This is a genomic window from Fructobacillus ficulneus, assembly GCF_001047075.2.
Taxonomy (GTDB): Bacteria; Bacillota; Bacilli; order Lactobacillales; family Lactobacillaceae; genus Fructobacillus; species Fructobacillus ficulneus.
The window spans coordinates 142445-159015 of sequence record NZ_DF967986.1 but is presented as its reverse complement, the minus strand read 5'-3'; the positions used below and the strand labels follow the sequence as shown (position 1 = coordinate 159015).

The 16571-nt window shown below is 41.5% G+C and carries 18 protein-coding genes; 5 read left to right on the top strand and 13 right to left on the bottom strand.

Annotated features, from left to right (window positions below):
* Positions 1–3: 3 nt before the first annotated feature.
* Positions 4–1848 carry an APC family permease gene (locus tag AOQ29_RS01375; RefSeq protein WP_061992764.1) on the bottom strand — a complete coding sequence of 615 codons (1845 nt, stop codon included), beginning with the start codon at positions 1846–1848 and terminating at the stop codon, positions 4–6.
* Positions 1849–1966: 118 nt separating this feature from the next.
* A complete protein-coding gene (locus AOQ29_RS01370; RefSeq protein WP_061992763.1) occupies positions 1967–2719 on the bottom strand; it encodes a methylenetetrahydrofolate reductase in 753 nt (250 codons plus the stop codon).
* A gap of 95 nt (positions 2720–2814) precedes the next feature.
* Between AOQ29_RS01370 and AOQ29_RS01365 the strand changes: the two genes are divergently transcribed.
* Positions 2815–3144: a thioredoxin family protein gene (locus AOQ29_RS01365; RefSeq protein WP_061992762.1), complete on the top strand. Its 330-nt coding sequence runs from the start codon at positions 2815–2817 to the stop codon at positions 3142–3144.
* Positions 3145–3202: 58 nt separating this feature from the next.
* Here AOQ29_RS01365 and AOQ29_RS01360 read toward each other — a convergent pair whose 3' ends face one another.
* The 11 genes from AOQ29_RS01360 to AOQ29_RS01310 form a co-directional block, all read right to left on the bottom strand.
* Positions 3203–4060, bottom strand: a complete 858-nt coding sequence (locus tag AOQ29_RS01360; RefSeq protein ID WP_061992761.1) for a S1C family serine protease — start codon at positions 4058–4060, stop codon at positions 3203–3205.
* A 41-nt stretch (positions 4061–4101) separates the two neighbouring features.
* Positions 4102–5418 (bottom strand): sensor histidine kinase, encoded by a 1317-nt coding sequence (locus AOQ29_RS01355; RefSeq protein ID WP_061992760.1) that lies wholly within the window; start codon positions 5416–5418, stop codon positions 4102–4104.
* Entirely contained in the window at positions 5402–6100 is a 699-nt protein-coding gene (locus AOQ29_RS01350) for a response regulator transcription factor (protein WP_061992759.1), read from the bottom strand. Before AOQ29_RS01350 ends, AOQ29_RS01355 begins: the two co-directional genes overlap by 17 nt.
* Positions 6101–6200: 100 nt before the next feature.
* The gene (locus tag AOQ29_RS01345) at positions 6201–6566 is read right to left on the bottom strand and encodes a type II toxin-antitoxin system PemK/MazF family toxin (protein WP_061992758.1); all 366 of its coding nucleotides are present in this window, start codon (positions 6564–6566) and stop codon (positions 6201–6203) included.
* A gap of 59 nt (positions 6567–6625) precedes the next feature.
* Positions 6626–7765 carry an alanine racemase gene (alr, locus tag AOQ29_RS01340; protein WP_061992757.1) on the bottom strand — a complete coding sequence of 380 codons (1140 nt, stop codon included), beginning with the start codon at positions 7763–7765 and terminating at the stop codon, positions 6626–6628.
* Positions 7766–7781: 16 nt separating this feature from the next.
* Positions 7782–8171, bottom strand: coding sequence for a holo-ACP synthase (acpS, locus tag AOQ29_RS01335; protein ID WP_061992756.1), 390 nt, complete (start codon positions 8169–8171; stop codon positions 7782–7784).
* Positions 8172–8230: 59 nt separating this feature from the next.
* Positions 8231–9514, bottom strand: coding sequence for a D-alanyl-lipoteichoic acid biosynthesis protein DltD (gene dltD / locus AOQ29_RS01330; protein WP_061992755.1), 1284 nt, complete (start codon positions 9512–9514; stop codon positions 8231–8233).
* A 6-nt stretch (positions 9515–9520) separates the two neighbouring features.
* Entirely contained in the window at positions 9521–9757 is a 237-nt protein-coding gene (dltC, locus tag AOQ29_RS01325; protein ID WP_061992754.1) for a D-alanine--poly(phosphoribitol) ligase subunit DltC, read from the bottom strand.
* Between the two features lie 15 nt (positions 9758–9772).
* Positions 9773–10984, bottom strand: a complete 1212-nt coding sequence (dltB, locus tag AOQ29_RS01320) for a D-alanyl-lipoteichoic acid biosynthesis protein DltB (protein ID WP_061992753.1) — start codon at positions 10982–10984, stop codon at positions 9773–9775.
* On the bottom strand, positions 10977–12506 hold the full coding sequence (gene dltA / locus AOQ29_RS01315; protein ID WP_061992752.1) for a D-alanine--poly(phosphoribitol) ligase subunit DltA: 1530 nt from the start codon (positions 12504–12506) through the stop codon (positions 10977–10979). Before dltA ends, dltB begins: the two co-directional genes overlap by 8 nt.
* Positions 12507–12524: 18 nt before the next feature.
* Complete coding sequence (locus tag AOQ29_RS01310) at positions 12525–12665, bottom strand: teichoic acid D-Ala incorporation-associated protein DltX (protein ID WP_083989207.1); 141 nt, start codon at positions 12663–12665, stop codon at positions 12525–12527.
* A gap of 147 nt (positions 12666–12812) precedes the next feature.
* On the opposite strand from AOQ29_RS01310, the gene AOQ29_RS01305 reads away from it, so the two are divergent.
* The 4 genes from AOQ29_RS01305 to AOQ29_RS01290 form a co-directional block, all read left to right on the top strand.
* Positions 12813–14033 (top strand): PTS sugar transporter subunit IIC, encoded by a 1221-nt coding sequence (locus AOQ29_RS01305; RefSeq protein WP_061992751.1) that lies wholly within the window; start codon positions 12813–12815, stop codon positions 14031–14033.
* The gene (locus tag AOQ29_RS01300; protein ID WP_061992750.1) at positions 14026–14904 is read left to right on the top strand and encodes an alpha/beta hydrolase; all 879 of its coding nucleotides are present in this window, start codon (positions 14026–14028) and stop codon (positions 14902–14904) included. The genes AOQ29_RS01305 and AOQ29_RS01300 overlap by 8 nt, the downstream gene beginning before the upstream one ends.
* Positions 14905–14966: 62 nt before the next feature.
* On the top strand, positions 14967–15887 hold the full coding sequence (locus AOQ29_RS01295) for a TPM domain-containing protein (protein WP_061992749.1): 921 nt from the start codon (positions 14967–14969) through the stop codon (positions 15885–15887).
* Between the two features lie 66 nt (positions 15888–15953).
* The coding region (locus AOQ29_RS01290; protein ID WP_061992748.1) for a LemA family protein at positions 15954–16571 on the top strand (618 nt) is incomplete at its 3' end.

Here is a 16571-nt window from a genome sequence, read left to right as displayed (position 1 = left end):
TACTTATTCTGATAAATGGTAATAGTAAGTTGAAATTGAGATGTTATCCATCGCCGACAAGGCGGCCTTCAACCTCAGAGAAGATTGGTTATGCAGAATATGCTGCCAAGGCTTCTTCGGTACGAACTGAGGCAAAATAACCGTCGTTGAGTAGTTAATTTTTTCAGACTGCTTGGAGACCTTAGTGACAAAACCAATCACTGGCTTAGCGATTGATCGATAAGCCGAATGAACATCAACGTAGCGCACATCCGGGAAATTGTCGGCAAATTGCTTAGCAATCTTTGCTTCCTTTTCTGGATTAATATCAAAGGAAACGTGCATCGCCACGACCTGGTCGGCAATCGAATCGGCGTAATCAATCGCTTCGGCCGTCACCTGGGTCAGGTTAGATACCAAAACAATCGCTGTTGACCCTTCATAGCGTTGTCGTTCATGATCAACCTTATCCAAAGCTTGCAAGCGAAGCTGCTTGGAAATGGACGTATAGTGCTGCTTAATTTTCAAGAAAATCGTAATGACGATTGGCATAATAATCAAGTAAGGCCAGACGTGAGCCAAACGGGTAGCAAACAAAACTACCACCAAGCTAGCAGACATAAAGGCCCCAATAAAGTTAATCGTGGCCTTGGCCCACCAAAACTTTGGTCGTAAACGAGACCAGTGAATAATCATCCCTGATTGTGACAAGGTAAAAGGTACGAAGACACCAACAGCATATAAAGGAATCAAAGCATCCGTCGAGCCATGGAAAATCATCGTTAAAATGATAGCTCCCATTGAAAGCGACAAAATTCCATTGGAATAGCCCAACCGATCACCTTGGTCCATAAAGAGGTGTGGTAAGTACTTATCCTTGGCCAAGTTAACGGCCAAAACGGGAAAGGCGGAAAAGCCGGTATTAGCAGCCACAGCCAAAATCAAAGCAGTCGCAACTTGGACGAGGTAAAAGAAAAAGCCATGACCACCATAAGTAATTGCGGCAATTTGCGACAAGACTGTTGAATGGCCGTTTGGTCGAATTCCATACCAATAAGAAAGGAAAGTAATCCCCATAAAGAAAGTTGCTAAAATCAAAGCCATCATCGTCAAGGTACTGGCGGCGTGCTTCTCCTTTGGTGCCTTAAAGTTTGGTACGGCATTGGAAATTGCTTCCACTCCGGTCAATGAAGATGAACCAGATGAAAAGGCCCGCAAGAAGAAGATGATCGTCAAGCCTGAAAAATCAGTTCCGATTTTAGCTGCTGCGTGCATCGGAATCGCACCAGTCGCCGCTTGATAGAGACCGTAAAAGACCGTAATTGCCATCACCACGATAAAGAAGTAAACGGGCACCATCAAGAAGTTGGCTGATTCACGCAATCCGCGCAGGTTCATCGTGGTCAAAATACAAATAATGATAATAGAAATTGGAACAGCCAACGATAGTAATGATGGGACGGCCGCAGTAATGGCATCAGCAGCAGCGGAAGCCGAAACAGCCACCGTTAGCATATAGTCAACTAAGAGTGATCCCCCAGCTACCAAGCCAACCTTGGGCCCCCAATTGGTGCTAGCCACCGTGTAGGCCCCTCCACCATTTGGATAGGCATGGATGATTTGCCGGTATGACAAAACAATCGCAGCCAATAAGAATAATATTAACAATGCAATCGGTAGCTGTAACCAGAGGGCTACTGCCCCACCAGCCAACAAAACGGCCGTAATCGACTCCGTCCCGTAAGCTACTGAAGAAAGAGCATCAGAAGACAGCAAAGCCAGTGCCTTTGATTTTGATAAGGCTTGGTCAGATGCTTCCAGTGTTTTCAGCGGTTTACCAATTAAAATCCGCTTCAAATTTCGTAACATAAGTGTTCTCCGTCGTCTGTAATAATCAATCAATTGTACACCGAAAGACCTAATAAAAAAAGAAAAATAGCATAAGTAACAAATTTGTCGAGCGAATTGGTCACTTATGCTCACGTTTTTAATTTTTCGGTTGAGCGAAGTAATGAATTCCCGCGGCTTGATGGGCTGTTAAAGCCGCAACTAAGCGGTTCGTCTCCTGGACAGGATCTTGTAACCATTCCTCTGGTACCTCACCGTGTAAAACATTTTTTACCCAAGCCAGTTGTTTCGGATTCGGGTTCTCCATAATACCCGCTACTAATGATACTTTCGACTGGGCTTCTCGGAGTGCATCTTGAACAAGTAAGAAGTCTTCAATGTGGAAAAAGACCTGCGTTATCAGAACTTTTGCCCCGGCCCCCTCCTTGGCTAACGCCTGTTGAACAACTGCCTTTAATCCCTGCGTCTTGACCTGGTTGACGTCGAGCGTCGCTGCCAAATCAAAACCAGTAATCTCAGCCACCTGAACTGCCTCTAATAATGAGATGGCTGATGAATAACCATCTGCCAGCCGCATCTGATCACCAGAAATAATTAGTAAGTTTTCTAGTCCGTGTTCTCTAAACATCGTCATTGTTTGAACTAAATTAGTGGGGGTAACATCCCCAGCCCGTAAATGAAAGAGCACGGGTTGTTGACTTTGCTTTTGCATCTCATCAGCATATTCAACCAAGGTCTTAAATCCTTCTTGGTCCTGGCTGTGGTTTACCAATGATTGATAAGAGACCCGTCGTCCAGCTGGTTCGCCTTGTTGAAATAATGCTTCTGACTTTATTCGTTCTTGTGAGACGATTGGTTGGTAATCTTTGTAGAAATTATGAATCAATGTCATTATCTTTTATCCTTTACTGTCCTAAAATTACAACTAGTCCAATTTTATTTTTGAGTCGAATATGCTATACTAAGTCAAAAGATTGGAGGTCAATCATGTACCACGAAGAAAAACACACAGATGAAGAGATTCAAAGCTTTATTGACCAACCCGGCCGACAGCTCATGTTCTTGTCAGCAGACTGGTGTGGTGACTGCAAAGTTATCAAGCCATTTGTGCAAAACATCAAAGACGAAGTTACTAAAAGTGCTGGTTGGATTGATGCCAACCGCGATGACAACTTAGAAGTTGCTAAAAAGTATGGTCTTCGTGGCATTCCATCATTTGTCCTATTTATTGATGGTGAAAAAGTAGACCAAATTGGCCATGGAGAACGTTTGGCTCCAAAGCAAGTTGAAGATTGGTATGCCAATACCTTAAAGTAAATCCTAATTACATTCTAACAAAAAAGGCGAGCTGAATAGCTCGTCTTTTCATTTGATTTTATTTAAGAAAGGCTGCCACGGTATTAGATGGAATGGCAAAACCCATTCCCTCAATCGTCGTATCGGCAGCACTAGCCGAAATCTTTGCCGAACTGATTCCAACCACTTCACCGTCTAGGTTAATCAATGCGCCACCCGAATTACCTGGGTTAATGGCAGCATCCGTTTGAATAACTTGAATACTTTGGTTATTGGTTTGAGCAGCCGTCAAGTTACGACTTGGGGCAGAAATTATCCCCTTTGTCATAGTTGATGCATAGGCCGTTCCTAGTGGGGAACCAAGCGCCATAATTTGTTGTCCGGATTTAAGAGTGCTACTATCTGCAAATTTAGCAACCTGCTTAAAGGCTGTTGATTTAACCTGAATCAGCGCTAAATCTTTAGCAGCATCAACCTTAATCACTTTTGCCTCTGCTTTTTGGCCATTAGCATCAACGACTTGAATACTATCAGACCCCTCAATGACGTGATTATTAGTCACGACATTTGCAGTGCCATTATTAATCTTAACAACAACTCCCGAACCTTGAGAAGCCGTTTGATAATCAGTTTGTTGCTTATCTTTGTTTTGATTATCAAAAGCAGAAACCCCATCATCCAATGAGGCTGACTTTTGCAAGTTCTGAACTGTAACAACAGAATCTTTCACTTGATTATAGGCCGCAATCGCTTGGTCAGAACTTTTATAGGCTGTCGCCGCAACAGTTGCTGTCCCAGCTGCATTAGTATGTGTGGCTTGTGACAGTTTGTCCTGATACCACGAATTTGGTAATGACCCAGCCCAAACAAGGATAGCTCCAATTGTAAAAGCCATGGCCATGATAATTGCTAAGGCATGCCTTCTTCTAAAAATCATTTGTCGCTTTACCTTCCTACTGTATTTTTAGTCTTCAAAACCTACAATGGCAAAGAAATCTTAAAAATTGTTCCGTGTGGTTCATTGTCACTTACGGTAATCTTACCATTATGAGCAGCGACTATCCACTCAGCAATTGACAGCCCAAGGCCAGTTCCACCAGTTTCACGGTTTCCGGTCTTATCCTCACGATAAAAACGGTCAAAGATATGCTTTTTTGCATCGGCAGAAATGCCACGGCCCGTGTCCGCTACGGATAATATTAACCGGCGTTTTTCGACAACGGCCGTCACTAAGACACTAGCTCCCTCATCAGAATACTTCAGGGCATTATCCATTAGCAAAACTAACAATTGATGAATACGTTTTTGGTCAAGAAAAACAGGTTGTTTAACAAGATTTTTGATTTGGACGTTCTTATCTGAAATTTCACCCATTTCAATATATGGTGACATGATTTGGGGCAAAAATTTGTTCAAATCCGTTTTTTCTTTTTCAATCGTAGTCATGTTTGACCCTGTTTTTGCCAGAGTTAACATATTGTTCGTTAACGAATTTAGCCGACGAACTTCGGACAGTGACAATATAATTGCTTCGGACTGATCTCGAATTGAGTCTGCAGGCTTCGTTAACATTGTTTCCAGCTTCCCCTGAATAACTGACATTGGCGTCCTTAATTCGTGAGCGGCATTATTGACAAAGTCCTGCTGTTGGTCCCAAGCCTTTAAGATTGGCTTCATACTTTGACGAGCAATGAAAAAGGCAAAGAACAGCGCGAAAATGAACGCTGATACAAAGGACCATAACATCACATCTTGGAACTTTTTCAAATTCAAAACCGTATCCGTTACATCGACATAGACGTAGCCATAAGTCGCCGGTTTCAACCCCTGACCATCCGGTACAAGAACAGTATTGGCTTTGAACTTTACTGCAACTACCCGCAGATAGGTTTTATTAACATGAATGGTTCGTGGTGCAATGTCCAAGTCGCTCTTATCAAATTTCACCCCTAATCGCCGAGTGACAACAGTCTTAGACCCGTTATTGGGATTAGCATTTTCAATTTGTTTTCCCTTGTCATCAAAATAAACAAAGTTACCTCGATAATCTTCAGGCATTCGACGAAAATCACCGCCATTTGAACTTTTTTGAATTTTTAAGCCGTTATCATTAAGCCAATTATTTTGTTGGTAGTACTCAACGTATTGATTGATAACGCGGTCTGAACTGTTGTAGATAGTAAAGGTATAAACCCAAAAAATAACTCCAGCTAAAAAACCGAAAATTACTAATAAACCAAGGGCTAAGGTCGAAAAATTATCAATTTGTTGTTTACGATTAATCAGTCTTGGCATCCGGCACCTCAAGAATAAAGCCGATGTTACGGAGTGTCTTAATTAATCCTCCCTGCCCAACGGATTCCAGTTTCCGTCGTAAATTATTCAAATAAATATTAACAACGTTGATCGTTGTATCTGAATCGATTCCCCATACTCGGTCAAAAATTTGATCACGGGTCACAATGATGTTTTTATTTTGTCCCAAGTAGGTTAAAATATCAAACTCTTTACCAACCAACTTAACACTTTGACCGTGGACTTGAACGCCACGATTTTCTAAGTTAATCGTGAGTTCACCAACTGTGATGGTATTATCTTCCGAATAAACGCCAGTTCGACGCAAAAGAGCCTTGACACGAACCAAGAGTTCTTCACGGTGAAAGGGCTTAGTCAAATAGTCATCTGCTCCAACGTTAAAGCCTTCAATTTTATCATCTAATGAAGCTTTAGCTGTCAGTATTAAAACTGGTGTATCAACCTTATCTTCACGCAAATGTTTAATAATCTCTAAACCGTTTTCACCCGGAAGCATTAAATCAGAAATAATCAAATCATAAGGGACTTCTTTCCCTTCGTATTCACCATCTAAACCGTCAGTGACAGCTGTTACATCAGCAAAATCTTCCAAAAAACCGACGATATTATCAGCCAGGTTTTGATCATCTTCAATTAATAAAATTTTAATTGCTTTGGCCATTTACCTTCTCCTTTAGACGCATCGTCTTTTTTACTCAGTGTATCAATACGATTACTTTAGCAACAACAGATTAAGGACATATTAAAGCTAATCATCAATTTTATCCTAAGCCAACACTGATCTTCAATGCCTTAGCAACACCCTTTAAAAGAGCAGAATGCTGATCTATGTGGGCAATCCGATCACGCAGACGATGCTTATCAATTGTCCGAATTTGTTCTGCTAGGATGATGGAATCACGCTTAATTCCACTCACTTCAGCTGGTAAGACAATATGTGTTGGTAACTTTGGCTTAGCTAGCTTCGAAGTGATTGCAACAACAATAGTTGTCGGTGCATTTTGATTGCCAATATCATTTTGAACAACCAAAACTGGTCTTAAACCGGATTGTTCTGAACCGATTCCTTGTTTTAAGTCGGCATAAAAAACATCGCCGCGGCGAACGTTTTCGTAATCTGCTGTCATGTTTATCCTCTTATGTATGGGCAATATCGCCCGTTTTACTACTTAATTTCTTGCTGACCTTATTCTACATCAACTCTAGGAATTCTCGTTCCAATTTCTGTCAAGATTTCATGTGGAATGGTCTGTCCGTAGTCAGCCAAAGTCTCAAGACTAATCTTTTCTTGGCCGTCAGTGCCGAATAGGGTCACATTAGTATTCAGTGCAACCGGTCCAGGCAAAGAAACAATGATTTGGTCCATTGTAACTCTTCCCAAAACTTTTTGCCTCTGACCATTGATTAAAACTGTCATTCCAGAAAGGTTCCGGTGATAGCCATCTGCATAGCCAACCGGAACTGTTCCAATCCACTGGTCTTCAGAGGCAACATATGTCGCTCCATATGAAACTGCTTGTCCTGCCAATAGTTTGTGAACCGACCAAATCTTTCCCTGGAAAGCCCCCACTGGCTGCAATGGAACCATCGTCTCCCTATCTGGGTGAGCCGAATTAAACCCGTAAAGGGCCGCACCGACACGAATCGTGTCCGTATAAATTTCATTTTGATGGTAAAGAGCCGACCCGGAATTAGCTAAATGCCAATATCTTTCGTCTATTCCAACTGACTTAACCATTCCCAAGAAATCAGCCTTTTGTTGATCATAATAAGCCTGGTTATTATCATCTGCAGTCGCAAAATGCGTAAAGACTCCGGCAAATTCAAACTTTGAATCAGACAATACAAACTCGTACATTGAAGATAAGTCTTCCTTAGTTCGAGCACCCATTCGTCCCATACCTGTATCGATGGCTAAGTGTATTTTTAGTGGCTGAATGCTATCTACTTGATCTAGCTGATTTTTAGCCGTTAAAAGCCAGTCCATCGATCCCACTGCCACTGATAATTCATGCTGGGCCATTACATCAGCCATTGCCGGATTTTGAACACCTAATAATAAAATTTGATTTTGTTGGCTTGATAACTGTTCACGTACTGTGATTCCCTCATCTAAAGTCGCCACTGCAAAATCATGAACTGCTAATTTTTTTGACAAAACATTAGCCGCCCAAACCGCACCGTGGCCGTAGGCGTTTGCCTTAATAACTGCAATTAGCCGTGTAGCATGGGCGTGTTCCATGATAGTTTTAGCATTATGTACTAGGGCCGATTCCGACCGAAAAAAGGCTGCACCGCGTTTAAAAAACAAATCATTTTTAACCATCTTACTTCTCTTTTCTTTAAATAAAAGTTCTGAAGACGCGCTGGTACCAAGGCTTCTTTTCAATTACCACAATTGTGCTAACAAAGTCACCACTGTGAGTAATCGCAACAAGTATGCGATTTTTTTGACCATCAACACGCATCAATGGCTGGCCTGCCTTGTTATTGAGTAAAGTCATATTTTTCCATGAGACAGTCTTGCCAATTCCAGTCCCAAGAGCTTTGGAATACGCCTCTTTGGCCGAAAATCGACCCGCCACAAATTCCAGGTAGTGCCTACCTGTTCGTTCTTCAGCTGCTGCCATTTCAGCTGGGGTTAAGATTGTTGACAAGAAATTAGGTCGCCGTTTTAAAACTCCTTCAATTCGGCTAATCGATTCCATGTCATTACCAATTCCGATTATCATAGCTTTATTTTAACAAAAAAACTGGTTAGCGACACAGAATGTCGCTAACCAGTTACTTCTTATGAAAATGTTTGTGGTGCTTGGTCCTGCGGTTTGAAGTTTTGCCAATCTTCAGACAAGAAACGGTTATTAATCGTATAATCGTTATCCTTGTATGAACCTGACAAGAATGGGTTCAAATACTGATCAAGGGCCAACCAACCACGCCAACCAAGGTGAATCGTATCTTGCATGAAGTATTGTTCACCACCACGGTGAGACAAGTCAGCAATATTATTAAATCCTTGGCTTTGAAGTTGGTACTTAATTTTGTCAACTGCTTGGTAGTACATCGTATCTGACAAGCCAGTATACTTTGCCCAGCGCTGGTTAACCGGAGTAATAACAAATTCTACATCCGTATGTTCCTTAGCAAAGTTAGCCAAAACCGTTTGAAGATATGAATATTCCACAGACTGACGATAATCATAGTCAACCTGAGAGTTCTTCAATGACTTCACTTCAGCCTTAACACGTGTGTTATAGAAAGAGTTCTTGATGTGGAAACGGTTCGACTTAGTGTTAGCCGCCCCTTCGTTATATCCTAATTGATCCAACGTTTGATGGTTGTATTGATTTGGCAAAGACTTAGCCGCTTTCAAAACGCGGCTATAGTTATTAACTGCCTTAACGTTTGAAAAGAGTTCATCTTGACGGACCAATGCTCGTCGTTGCAAACGCAAAGCTGACTTATCGGCCTTACTTGGGCCATTGCCATCCTCGACATTATGCAACATCCGGTTAAACATTGGCTTATCACGTACCAAACTTTGCTTCAACAATGACTGGGCCATGAATTGGTCAGTTTGACTTGGTTGATCCATATTCAACAACCAGTCCACCACCTGCAAAGGTGAGTAGAAAACTGAAAAAGCTGCAGTTGATCCTGTTTTCGTAAACCACTGTGGTGAAATTACGAAGACAGCCTTTTTGTGATTAAGAGACTTTGGCATTTCTTGCATATCTAAGAAATGAATCATCGTTTCCGAACCGGCTTTTCCCAACATAAACGGACGGTATGAACGCTTGTACTTTTCCGCCAAAACAGATGGGTGTAGTGAGTCAATTCGTGAAAGTTCTGATGAACCAAAGAATGGAATATAATTTACTTTTTTATCGTTAAAGGCCGCATTCTTAACTGCCTCACCCTTAACGATGTTTGCAGAAAATGAAACCGATGCTTGTTTTAAGTCTTGCTGGTTGTAGTTACCCAGCGAAAAAGGCAGAAAAAAGACCAGGCCGACAAGTGCCAGGGCCACCAGCACTGGACCAAAGATCTGCCATAATTTTTTCTTATCCGTCATGAGGTTTTATCCCATCAATGATTCAACTTTAGCGATGATTTTGTTAGCTGTGTTCCAGTCTTCACGGTTGAATTCTGAAACAGGAGCTTGAATACCAAACTTTCCTTCCAAATCCAACAACAATTCAACTGTTGCCATTGAGTCCAACAAACCAGAGTCAAATAAATCTTCATCCATTTGTGAAGACAAGTCTTCGCCAATGATATTGTTCAAAACTTCTAATACGCCTGCTTTTACGTCCATTATATTTCTCCTTTATTAGCTGTGGAACCAGAAGGTATCTAGGAAACCACAGAAAACCAAAAATGTTAGCATCACGAAGTGGAAAGTCACAACAATGGCAAACCATTCCGTAAATTTATTATGTGGAATTTGATCACGGTGCTTCTTTTTGAAGCGTAACCAGGCATCATTGACTGCCATTCCCGATGCATGCATCAGGGCATAGACAATGTAATACCAAGTTAGTCCGTGCCAAAGCCCCATGACCATCATGTTAACAAAATAGCCAAGAGTTGAAACTGTGTTACGGTTCTTAATCCACTTCTTCTTCAACATCAAGAAGACAAAGCGCATAAAGACAAAGTCTCGGAACCAAAATGACAATGACATGTGCCAACGGTTCCAGAAGTCTTTAATGTTTTTCGCCTTGTATGGTTGGTTAAAGTTAATTGGTGAATCAATTCCCATAATGTACGATGTCGCTAAGGCAAAACGTGAGTAACCCGCAAAGTCAAAGAACAAATACATTCCATATGAGTAGGCAACCCCAATCAACCACCAAGAAAAGCCGTGATGATTATCATTGAGTGCCAAATGTTGGAAGAATGGGTAAATAATTTGACCAAAGTAGTAAGACAAGATGAACTTGTAAACAAAACCTAGGAACAAAGATTTGACAGCTTGGTTCAATAAGTCTAAGTATTTAGCTCGTTCTGGGACAGAACTAGCATCTTTAGCAAATCGAGTATAACGATCAATTGGACCTGATGACAACGTTGGCATAAAGAGCATAAACCGCAAGAACATAACTGGTTTAAATTCTTTAATGGCACCATCACGAGTCTCAATAATCATTCCCGTTGACCGGAAGGTCAAATAAGAAATTCCCAGGAAGCCAAGCAATGTGAATTCTGGTTTGTAAATTCCAATTGCACCAAGGCGAACCATCGTAATTGGTAAGATGGACAAAATCACCATCAAATAAAAGACCCAAGCCGCATTGGCTTTTTTACGATAAGCTGAATATCCAGAAACTAACAAGAATTGCCAAATACTGTAAACCAGAATGGCAATTCCCTGTTTAACATAGTGACCAGTATCAAAAATTAAAAAGATAAATGCTAATGAAACTAAAATTTCATACCAAACGATTCGCTTCCCAAAGTACAAACCAATCGCTAACGGCACCAAAGCAACCAACAGGTAGATAAAATAAGTTGGATCAGCATATGGTTGGAGATTAGGCATTACCGTTCACCTCAGCAATCAAGCCCTTGAGGTTGACTTTCCCATTTGGCGTCAAAGGCATTGCATCACGATAAATAAATCGTGATGGCATCATGTAATCCATGATAATGTCCTTTAAGTCGGCCTTAATGGCATTCGTTAAGTCCATTGGCTTTTCAAAATCATTTTCTTTTGGCACAACGATAGCCAACATTTGCTTCACTTCACCATCGGCATCATAACGTGGAACAGCCGCAGCTTGTTCGACCCATTGTGATTGTTGCAAGTGTTGAGCAACTTCTTCCAATTCGATTCGGAAACCATGAAGCTTAATTTGGAAGTCGGCACGACCCTTGTAGTGCAAAAGACCGTCTTCATCCATGAAGCCTAAGTCACCTGTTCGGTAACCCGGTTGACCAGCAACATCCAAGAAGGCTGCAGCAGTCTTTTCAGGATTGTTCAAGTAACCCTTTGATACGGCTGGCCCTGACAAGACCAATTCACCAGCTTCGCCTTGTGGCAAAGCCAAACCATCGGGGTCCATTATTGTAGCAGTCATATCTGCCTTCATGTAACCGATTGGAAGCTTATCGTACTTAGCCAAAACTTCGTCGGTGATTTGCAAACCAGAAACGGCAACTGTCGCTTCGGTTGGACCATAAGTGTTGTAAATTTCTGCATTAGGGAAGCGTTCGCGCAACTTCTTTGAAGTTGTTGAAGTCAAAACTTCTCCACAGAAAACAAACTTTTTAAGGTTAGGATAATTTTCACCTGTAAAATCAGGACTTAGCAATGCCACGTTTGCAAATGATGGCGTTGAAACCCACAAGTTCAAATCAAAGGTTGGCAAAGCGGCAAACAACTGCTTAAAGTCATCGGCTACTACCTTTGGTAAGGCTTTCATCACCCCACCAGACAACAGTGCACCACCCCAAGCCATTACGGAAACATCAAATGAGTAAGGGACTTGGGCCAAAACGTTTTGATTTTCTTCCAACTTAAAGTCATCAGAGTAATACCAGTTCAAATATGAAAGGGCATTGTTATGTGAGATTTGGACACCCTTAGGCTTTCCAGTTGTTCCAGAAGTAAAGATAATGTAGTAATTATCGTCACCTTCAACCGCATGGGTCATTTCGTAAGAACGATTGGCCTTAAAAATTTGGTCTAATTCAGCTCCCTGGAAAACGGGAACTGAATCAATTGCCATTGGCAATTCATCTAAAGCAATCACCGCTGCTGGTTGACCAATTTCTAGAATATTGTCAATTCGATCCTTGGCTGAGTCCTTATCAACTGGCACATAGGCGTGACCGGACTTCAAAGCCCCCATAAAGGCTGCAACCATTTCAAATTGGTGACCACCAAAGACCATGATTGGAGCTTTTTCGGGCAAATCTTGCTCATCCAAAAAAGCAGCCAATGAATCGGAATAGGTTTTTAAATCACCGTAAGTATTAAGCTTACCCATCTCATCATAGGCTAACTTATCGGGATTTTGTGCTGCGTAGTTATCGATATAAGTAATAATGTTGTCAATCATTTGTCGCTTCCTCTTATATTAGAATTCGTTATAAATGAAGTGGCCTCCGGTTACCCCGGAATAGCCGTACAGATAAATCAAGGCTAAAATGATTAAAAAGTAGACCAAGGTTTTAACGATAAACGTTACCCAAGGCCTGGTTATGAACCGCTTGAACATTGCGTGGTGCCCCCAAATTTATTCGGTTAGTGTTATAATTGTTGGCATATTACTAACAGAGTATAGTAAAACACTTTTACTATTATAGCACAATATCTTTTTTTCAGTAATCTGCCGGTTTTCGGCAGTATTAGGAGGAATATTAACATGGCAACGAAGGTTTTTCACAAACTTCAACGCTTAGATCACGCTTGGCTATCTTTATCGCCAATTAAAAATCTTTTTCTTTCATTTAAACAAGTTTTACCTCTAGTGATTATTGACACCTATTGGCGACTCTTTAGTAAACTCTTTTTAGCACCAGATGCTTTTTTCACAACTGTTCTATTTCGTTATCATTCCAAGGCGTTGAGGACTCCATTCCTGACCCAGGGAATTACGAACATCTTAGATTACTTAGTTGTGACCTTTGTCGTGGCTATTTGGACAAAAAAATACCTTGGTGAACACCTCGATAATGACCGCGACACTTTGTTGCCCGTAACCGTAAACTTTGGCTTGGTTTTGATGCAGGCCTTTTTAACAGTCTCGAACCAAGGTCAACTCACATTGCATATGGGTCTAGCTTTGCTAATTGCTTACCTAGTTAACTTATCTTATCTTGGCTTAACCAAAATAACTAAAAATCACTTACCTGACATGGGATTTGGTTATCTAATTTGGGCCGCTCTTATCAGTATTGCGGTCACATACCTACATGCTAACATGCCCTTCATCCTCTCACAGGGAACCTATACGACTTTTTTCTCTTCTGATTTTTTCGCTCACTTCTATAGTCTTGCCATCGTAGCCGTTTTAACACCAATTCTATTTGTTCTTGGCATCAGTATTCCTCTTGATTTAACGACTGGCGCAACAGATTTGGCTCAAGTTAATGCTAATTTAAATTCTGTATATCAATCGGTTATGGCAACCTTACCACAGCCGCAAAACATTTATTCTGTTATAACATCATCTGCCTTAATTGGTGGTGTTGGGGCCACGCTAGCCCTCGCTCTTCTTCTCTTGTTATCTCGTAACAAAGAAAATCGTCGCATTGGCTTGTGGACTCTCATCCCAACCCTCTTTGATAATAATCAAATCATGGCATACGGCTTGCCCCTTTTCTTCCGTCCATTAACACTCGTTCCAATGATTTTGAGTTCCCTTTGGGGGTCTCTAGCTGCCAGTGTCGCCATTAAAGTTGGTTTCATTCGACCAGTTGTTTTCTCCGTTCCCAACGGATCACCTCATCTACTCCTTGGCTTCTTGGCGAGCCAAACACCATGGCGGTCATTGCTCGTTTCATTTATCGTCTTATTAGGAGCAATCTGCATCTACTGGCCCTTTGTCAAAAGTCTCTTAGCACAGGAGGAAAATCATGGCTAAAAGCTCAAAATTCATTTTCATCTTAGCCATTTTTATCACCATTGTCACTGCTTTTTCTGCCCATTCCTGGATGCAGTCTGAACACCATAATGACCGAGCAATTCAACGGTCTAAAATCGATCCCGTGATTTTCGTTCCCGGCTCAAGTGCTTCGGTCAATCGTTTTGATGACCTCTTTGCTACCATTAATGCTAAAGAACGAGGCAAGAACGTCCATTCTGTTCTAAAGGTCCTAGTGAAGGAAGACGGTACCTTAAGTTATTCTGGTCACCTTTCAAGTGAAAACCGTCGTCCCTTCATCGTTGTTGGTTTTGAAAGAAACCAGGATAACTATCCAACGATTAAGGCCGATGGCGAAAGCCTTTCCAAGGTAATGACTAGCTTACAAAAAAAGTACTATTTCCGAAACTTCTCAGCAGTTGGTCATTCTAACGGTGGATTGATTTGGACACATTACCTTGAGAATTATTACAATTCAACCAACTTCCACATTAAGACCCTCATGACACTTGGTTCACCCTTTAATTTTTCAGAAACATCAACAACAAAGCGCACAACAATGCTGACCGATATGATTAATAATTCTGACAACCTACCAAGTGACTTAGTCGTCTACTCAGTAGCCGGTTCCGAGGACTATACCGATGATGGTATCGTACCTGTTCAGTCTGTCTTATCAGGTAAGTATGTTTTCCAAAAGAGTGTTGCCAAATATACCCAGACCACTGTGTCCGGAGAAAATGCTCAGCATTCCAACCTTCCTGAAAACCCTGATGTAGTGAACTTAATTAACGAATTAATCCTCAATAATTCTCGTGATAAACGGCCAACCTTAGACCGCTCTCAGCAAAGCAGCACTGGTAATAACTAAGGTTCCATACACCATAAACAACGAAACTCTCATCAGGTCAGAGGTTTAAAGGAATTGCCCCTATGAAAAAAATTAAAATTCAATCCGTTTTAATCGCAATTACTGTCTTCTTTGCCTTCACAGCAGGCATTAATTTCAAAATTGCCCACGCTGAAAATCCCAACACAATCAAACCAAGCTCTAATTTTGTGGTAACCGACTCAGCTAAGATCCTTACGTCCCAAACAAAGGATTTAATTTTAAAGCAAGAGCAAAATTTTAAAAACACGAAGGAACAGCCACAGGTTGCTGTCCTAACAGTTAATAACACTGATGGCCAATCCATTCGCGATTTCACCAATGATTTGACCCTGCGATCGGTTTGGCATGCTGGTAAAAAAGGTGAAGATAACGGCGTCATCATTGTTTTTGCTAAAAATAACGGGCAAAATAACGTCCGAGTGGTAACTGGCACAGGAGCGGAATCCTCCCTACCTGATGGTAAGATTTATCAATTGTTAAAGGCCAACCAAACAGCCTTAAAGTCTTCTGACCCTAACCAAATTAACCAAGGGCTACAAAGCCTCTTTAAGGAGGTATCCCAAACTTTGCCGACGACAGCACAGAAGCAAGGACAATCTTCTAGCACGGCTAGTGACATCATCAGTGGTACTTTATTGTTAGTTCTCTTGTTGTTTATCTTCCTGGTCTGGCGATCAATGAAGCGCCGTTCTTACCAAGAATCAACCGGTGACGGTTCTAACAGCTTTACCTATCAAGACCAAAATCAAAATCGTCGCCAAGGATCTGGCTTAGGGTGGTTTTTCACCGGCTGGCTTTTATCGGATCTTTTTTCAGGGCCGCGTTACCACGACAATGATTATTATGACCATGATGATTTCGGTGGCGGTGACTTCGGCGGGTCCGATTTTAGCGGTGATGATTTTGGTGGTGACGACTTTGGTGGCGGCGGTGACTTTGGTGGTGGTGGGTCCGATTTCTAAGACTTACCTTGTCAGACCAGTAATTTCCCGTTAGAATAGCATTACTAATAGTAAAGGATAACCACAATGACAATTATCAACGAACCAATTCCCTTTTATAAAAAACGAGCTTGGCAAGTGAGCGGAGCCATTGCCCTCGTCCTAATTATTTTAGTTGCTGGCTTCATTTCTTCTGCCAATGGCCTTTCACGCAAAGAGCAAGATGTTGATGCTGCTACCGGTGGCATTCAAACAGCTTTGCAAAACCGTGCGGATTTAATTCCCAACTTAGTCAATGCCGTTAAGGGTGCTCAAGGACAAGAATCAGCCATCTACGGTAAAATTGCCGACGCGCGAACTCAGTACAACCAGGCCAAGCAAAGCTATGCCAATGCTAATGATCAAGATCAAAAAACGGCTGCAATGCAAAGCCAAGATAAGGCTTTCAATTTGATGGTTTCAACGATTAACGAAAACTATCCTGATTTAAAGTCATCTGATCAAATTCAAACATTAATGGTTCAACTCGAAGGGGTCAATAATCGCGTAACCTACGAGCGCAAGGTCTATAACAATGCCGTTCAAAGCTTTAATAACAAAGTTGTGTCATTCCCAAGCTCTTTAGTGGCATCAATGACAAATCACCATAAGTTAAATTACTTCACTGCTGATACTTCAGCACAAGCTAATCCGACTGTTAATTTT

What these genes read in the sequence shown, in the direction of transcription:
- AOQ29_RS01375 (WP_061992764.1), bottom strand. Translation starts at nt 1,848, where the DNA reads ATGTTACGAAATTTGAAGCGGATTTTAATTGGTAAACCGCTGAAAACA.
- AOQ29_RS01370 (WP_061992763.1), bottom strand. Translation starts at nt 2,719, where the DNA reads ATGACATTGATTCATAATTTCTACAAAGATTACCAACCAATCGTCTCA.
- AOQ29_RS01365 (WP_061992762.1), top strand. Translation starts at nt 2,815, where the DNA reads ATGTACCACGAAGAAAAACACACAGATGAAGAGATTCAAAGCTTTATT.
- AOQ29_RS01360 (WP_061992761.1), bottom strand. Translation starts at nt 4,060, where the DNA reads ATGATTTTTAGAAGAAGGCATGCCTTAGCAATTATCATGGCCATGGCT.
- AOQ29_RS01355 (WP_061992760.1), bottom strand. Translation starts at nt 5,418, where the DNA reads ATGCCAAGACTGATTAATCGTAAACAACAAATTGATAATTTTTCGACC.
- AOQ29_RS01350 (WP_061992759.1), bottom strand. Translation starts at nt 6,100, where the DNA reads ATGGCCAAAGCAATTAAAATTTTATTAATTGAAGATGATCAAAACCTG.
- AOQ29_RS01345 (WP_061992758.1), bottom strand. Translation starts at nt 6,566, where the DNA reads ATGACAGCAGATTACGAAAACGTTCGCCGCGGCGATGTTTTTTATGCC.
- alr (WP_061992757.1), bottom strand. Translation starts at nt 7,765, where the DNA reads ATGGTTAAAAATGATTTGTTTTTTAAACGCGGTGCAGCCTTTTTTCGG.
- acpS (WP_061992756.1), bottom strand. Translation starts at nt 8,171, where the DNA reads ATGATAATCGGAATTGGTAATGACATGGAATCGATTAGCCGAATTGAA.
- dltD (WP_061992755.1), bottom strand. Translation starts at nt 9,514, where the DNA reads ATGACGGATAAGAAAAAATTATGGCAGATCTTTGGTCCAGTGCTGGTG.
- dltC (WP_061992754.1), bottom strand. Translation starts at nt 9,757, where the DNA reads ATGGACGTAAAAGCAGGCGTATTAGAAGTTTTGAACAATATCATTGGC.
- dltB (WP_061992753.1), bottom strand. Translation starts at nt 10,984, where the DNA reads ATGCCTAATCTCCAACCATATGCTGATCCAACTTATTTTATCTACCTG.
- dltA (WP_061992752.1), bottom strand. Translation starts at nt 12,506, where the DNA reads ATGATTGACAACATTATTACTTATATCGATAACTACGCAGCACAAAAT.
- AOQ29_RS01310 (WP_083989207.1), bottom strand. Translation starts at nt 12,665, where the DNA reads ATGTTCAAGCGGTTCATAACCAGGCCTTGGGTAACGTTTATCGTTAAA.
- AOQ29_RS01305 (WP_061992751.1), top strand. Translation starts at nt 12,813, where the DNA reads ATGGCAACGAAGGTTTTTCACAAACTTCAACGCTTAGATCACGCTTGG.
- AOQ29_RS01300 (WP_061992750.1), top strand. Translation starts at nt 14,026, where the DNA reads ATGGCTAAAAGCTCAAAATTCATTTTCATCTTAGCCATTTTTATCACC.
- AOQ29_RS01295 (WP_061992749.1), top strand. Translation starts at nt 14,967, where the DNA reads ATGAAAAAAATTAAAATTCAATCCGTTTTAATCGCAATTACTGTCTTC.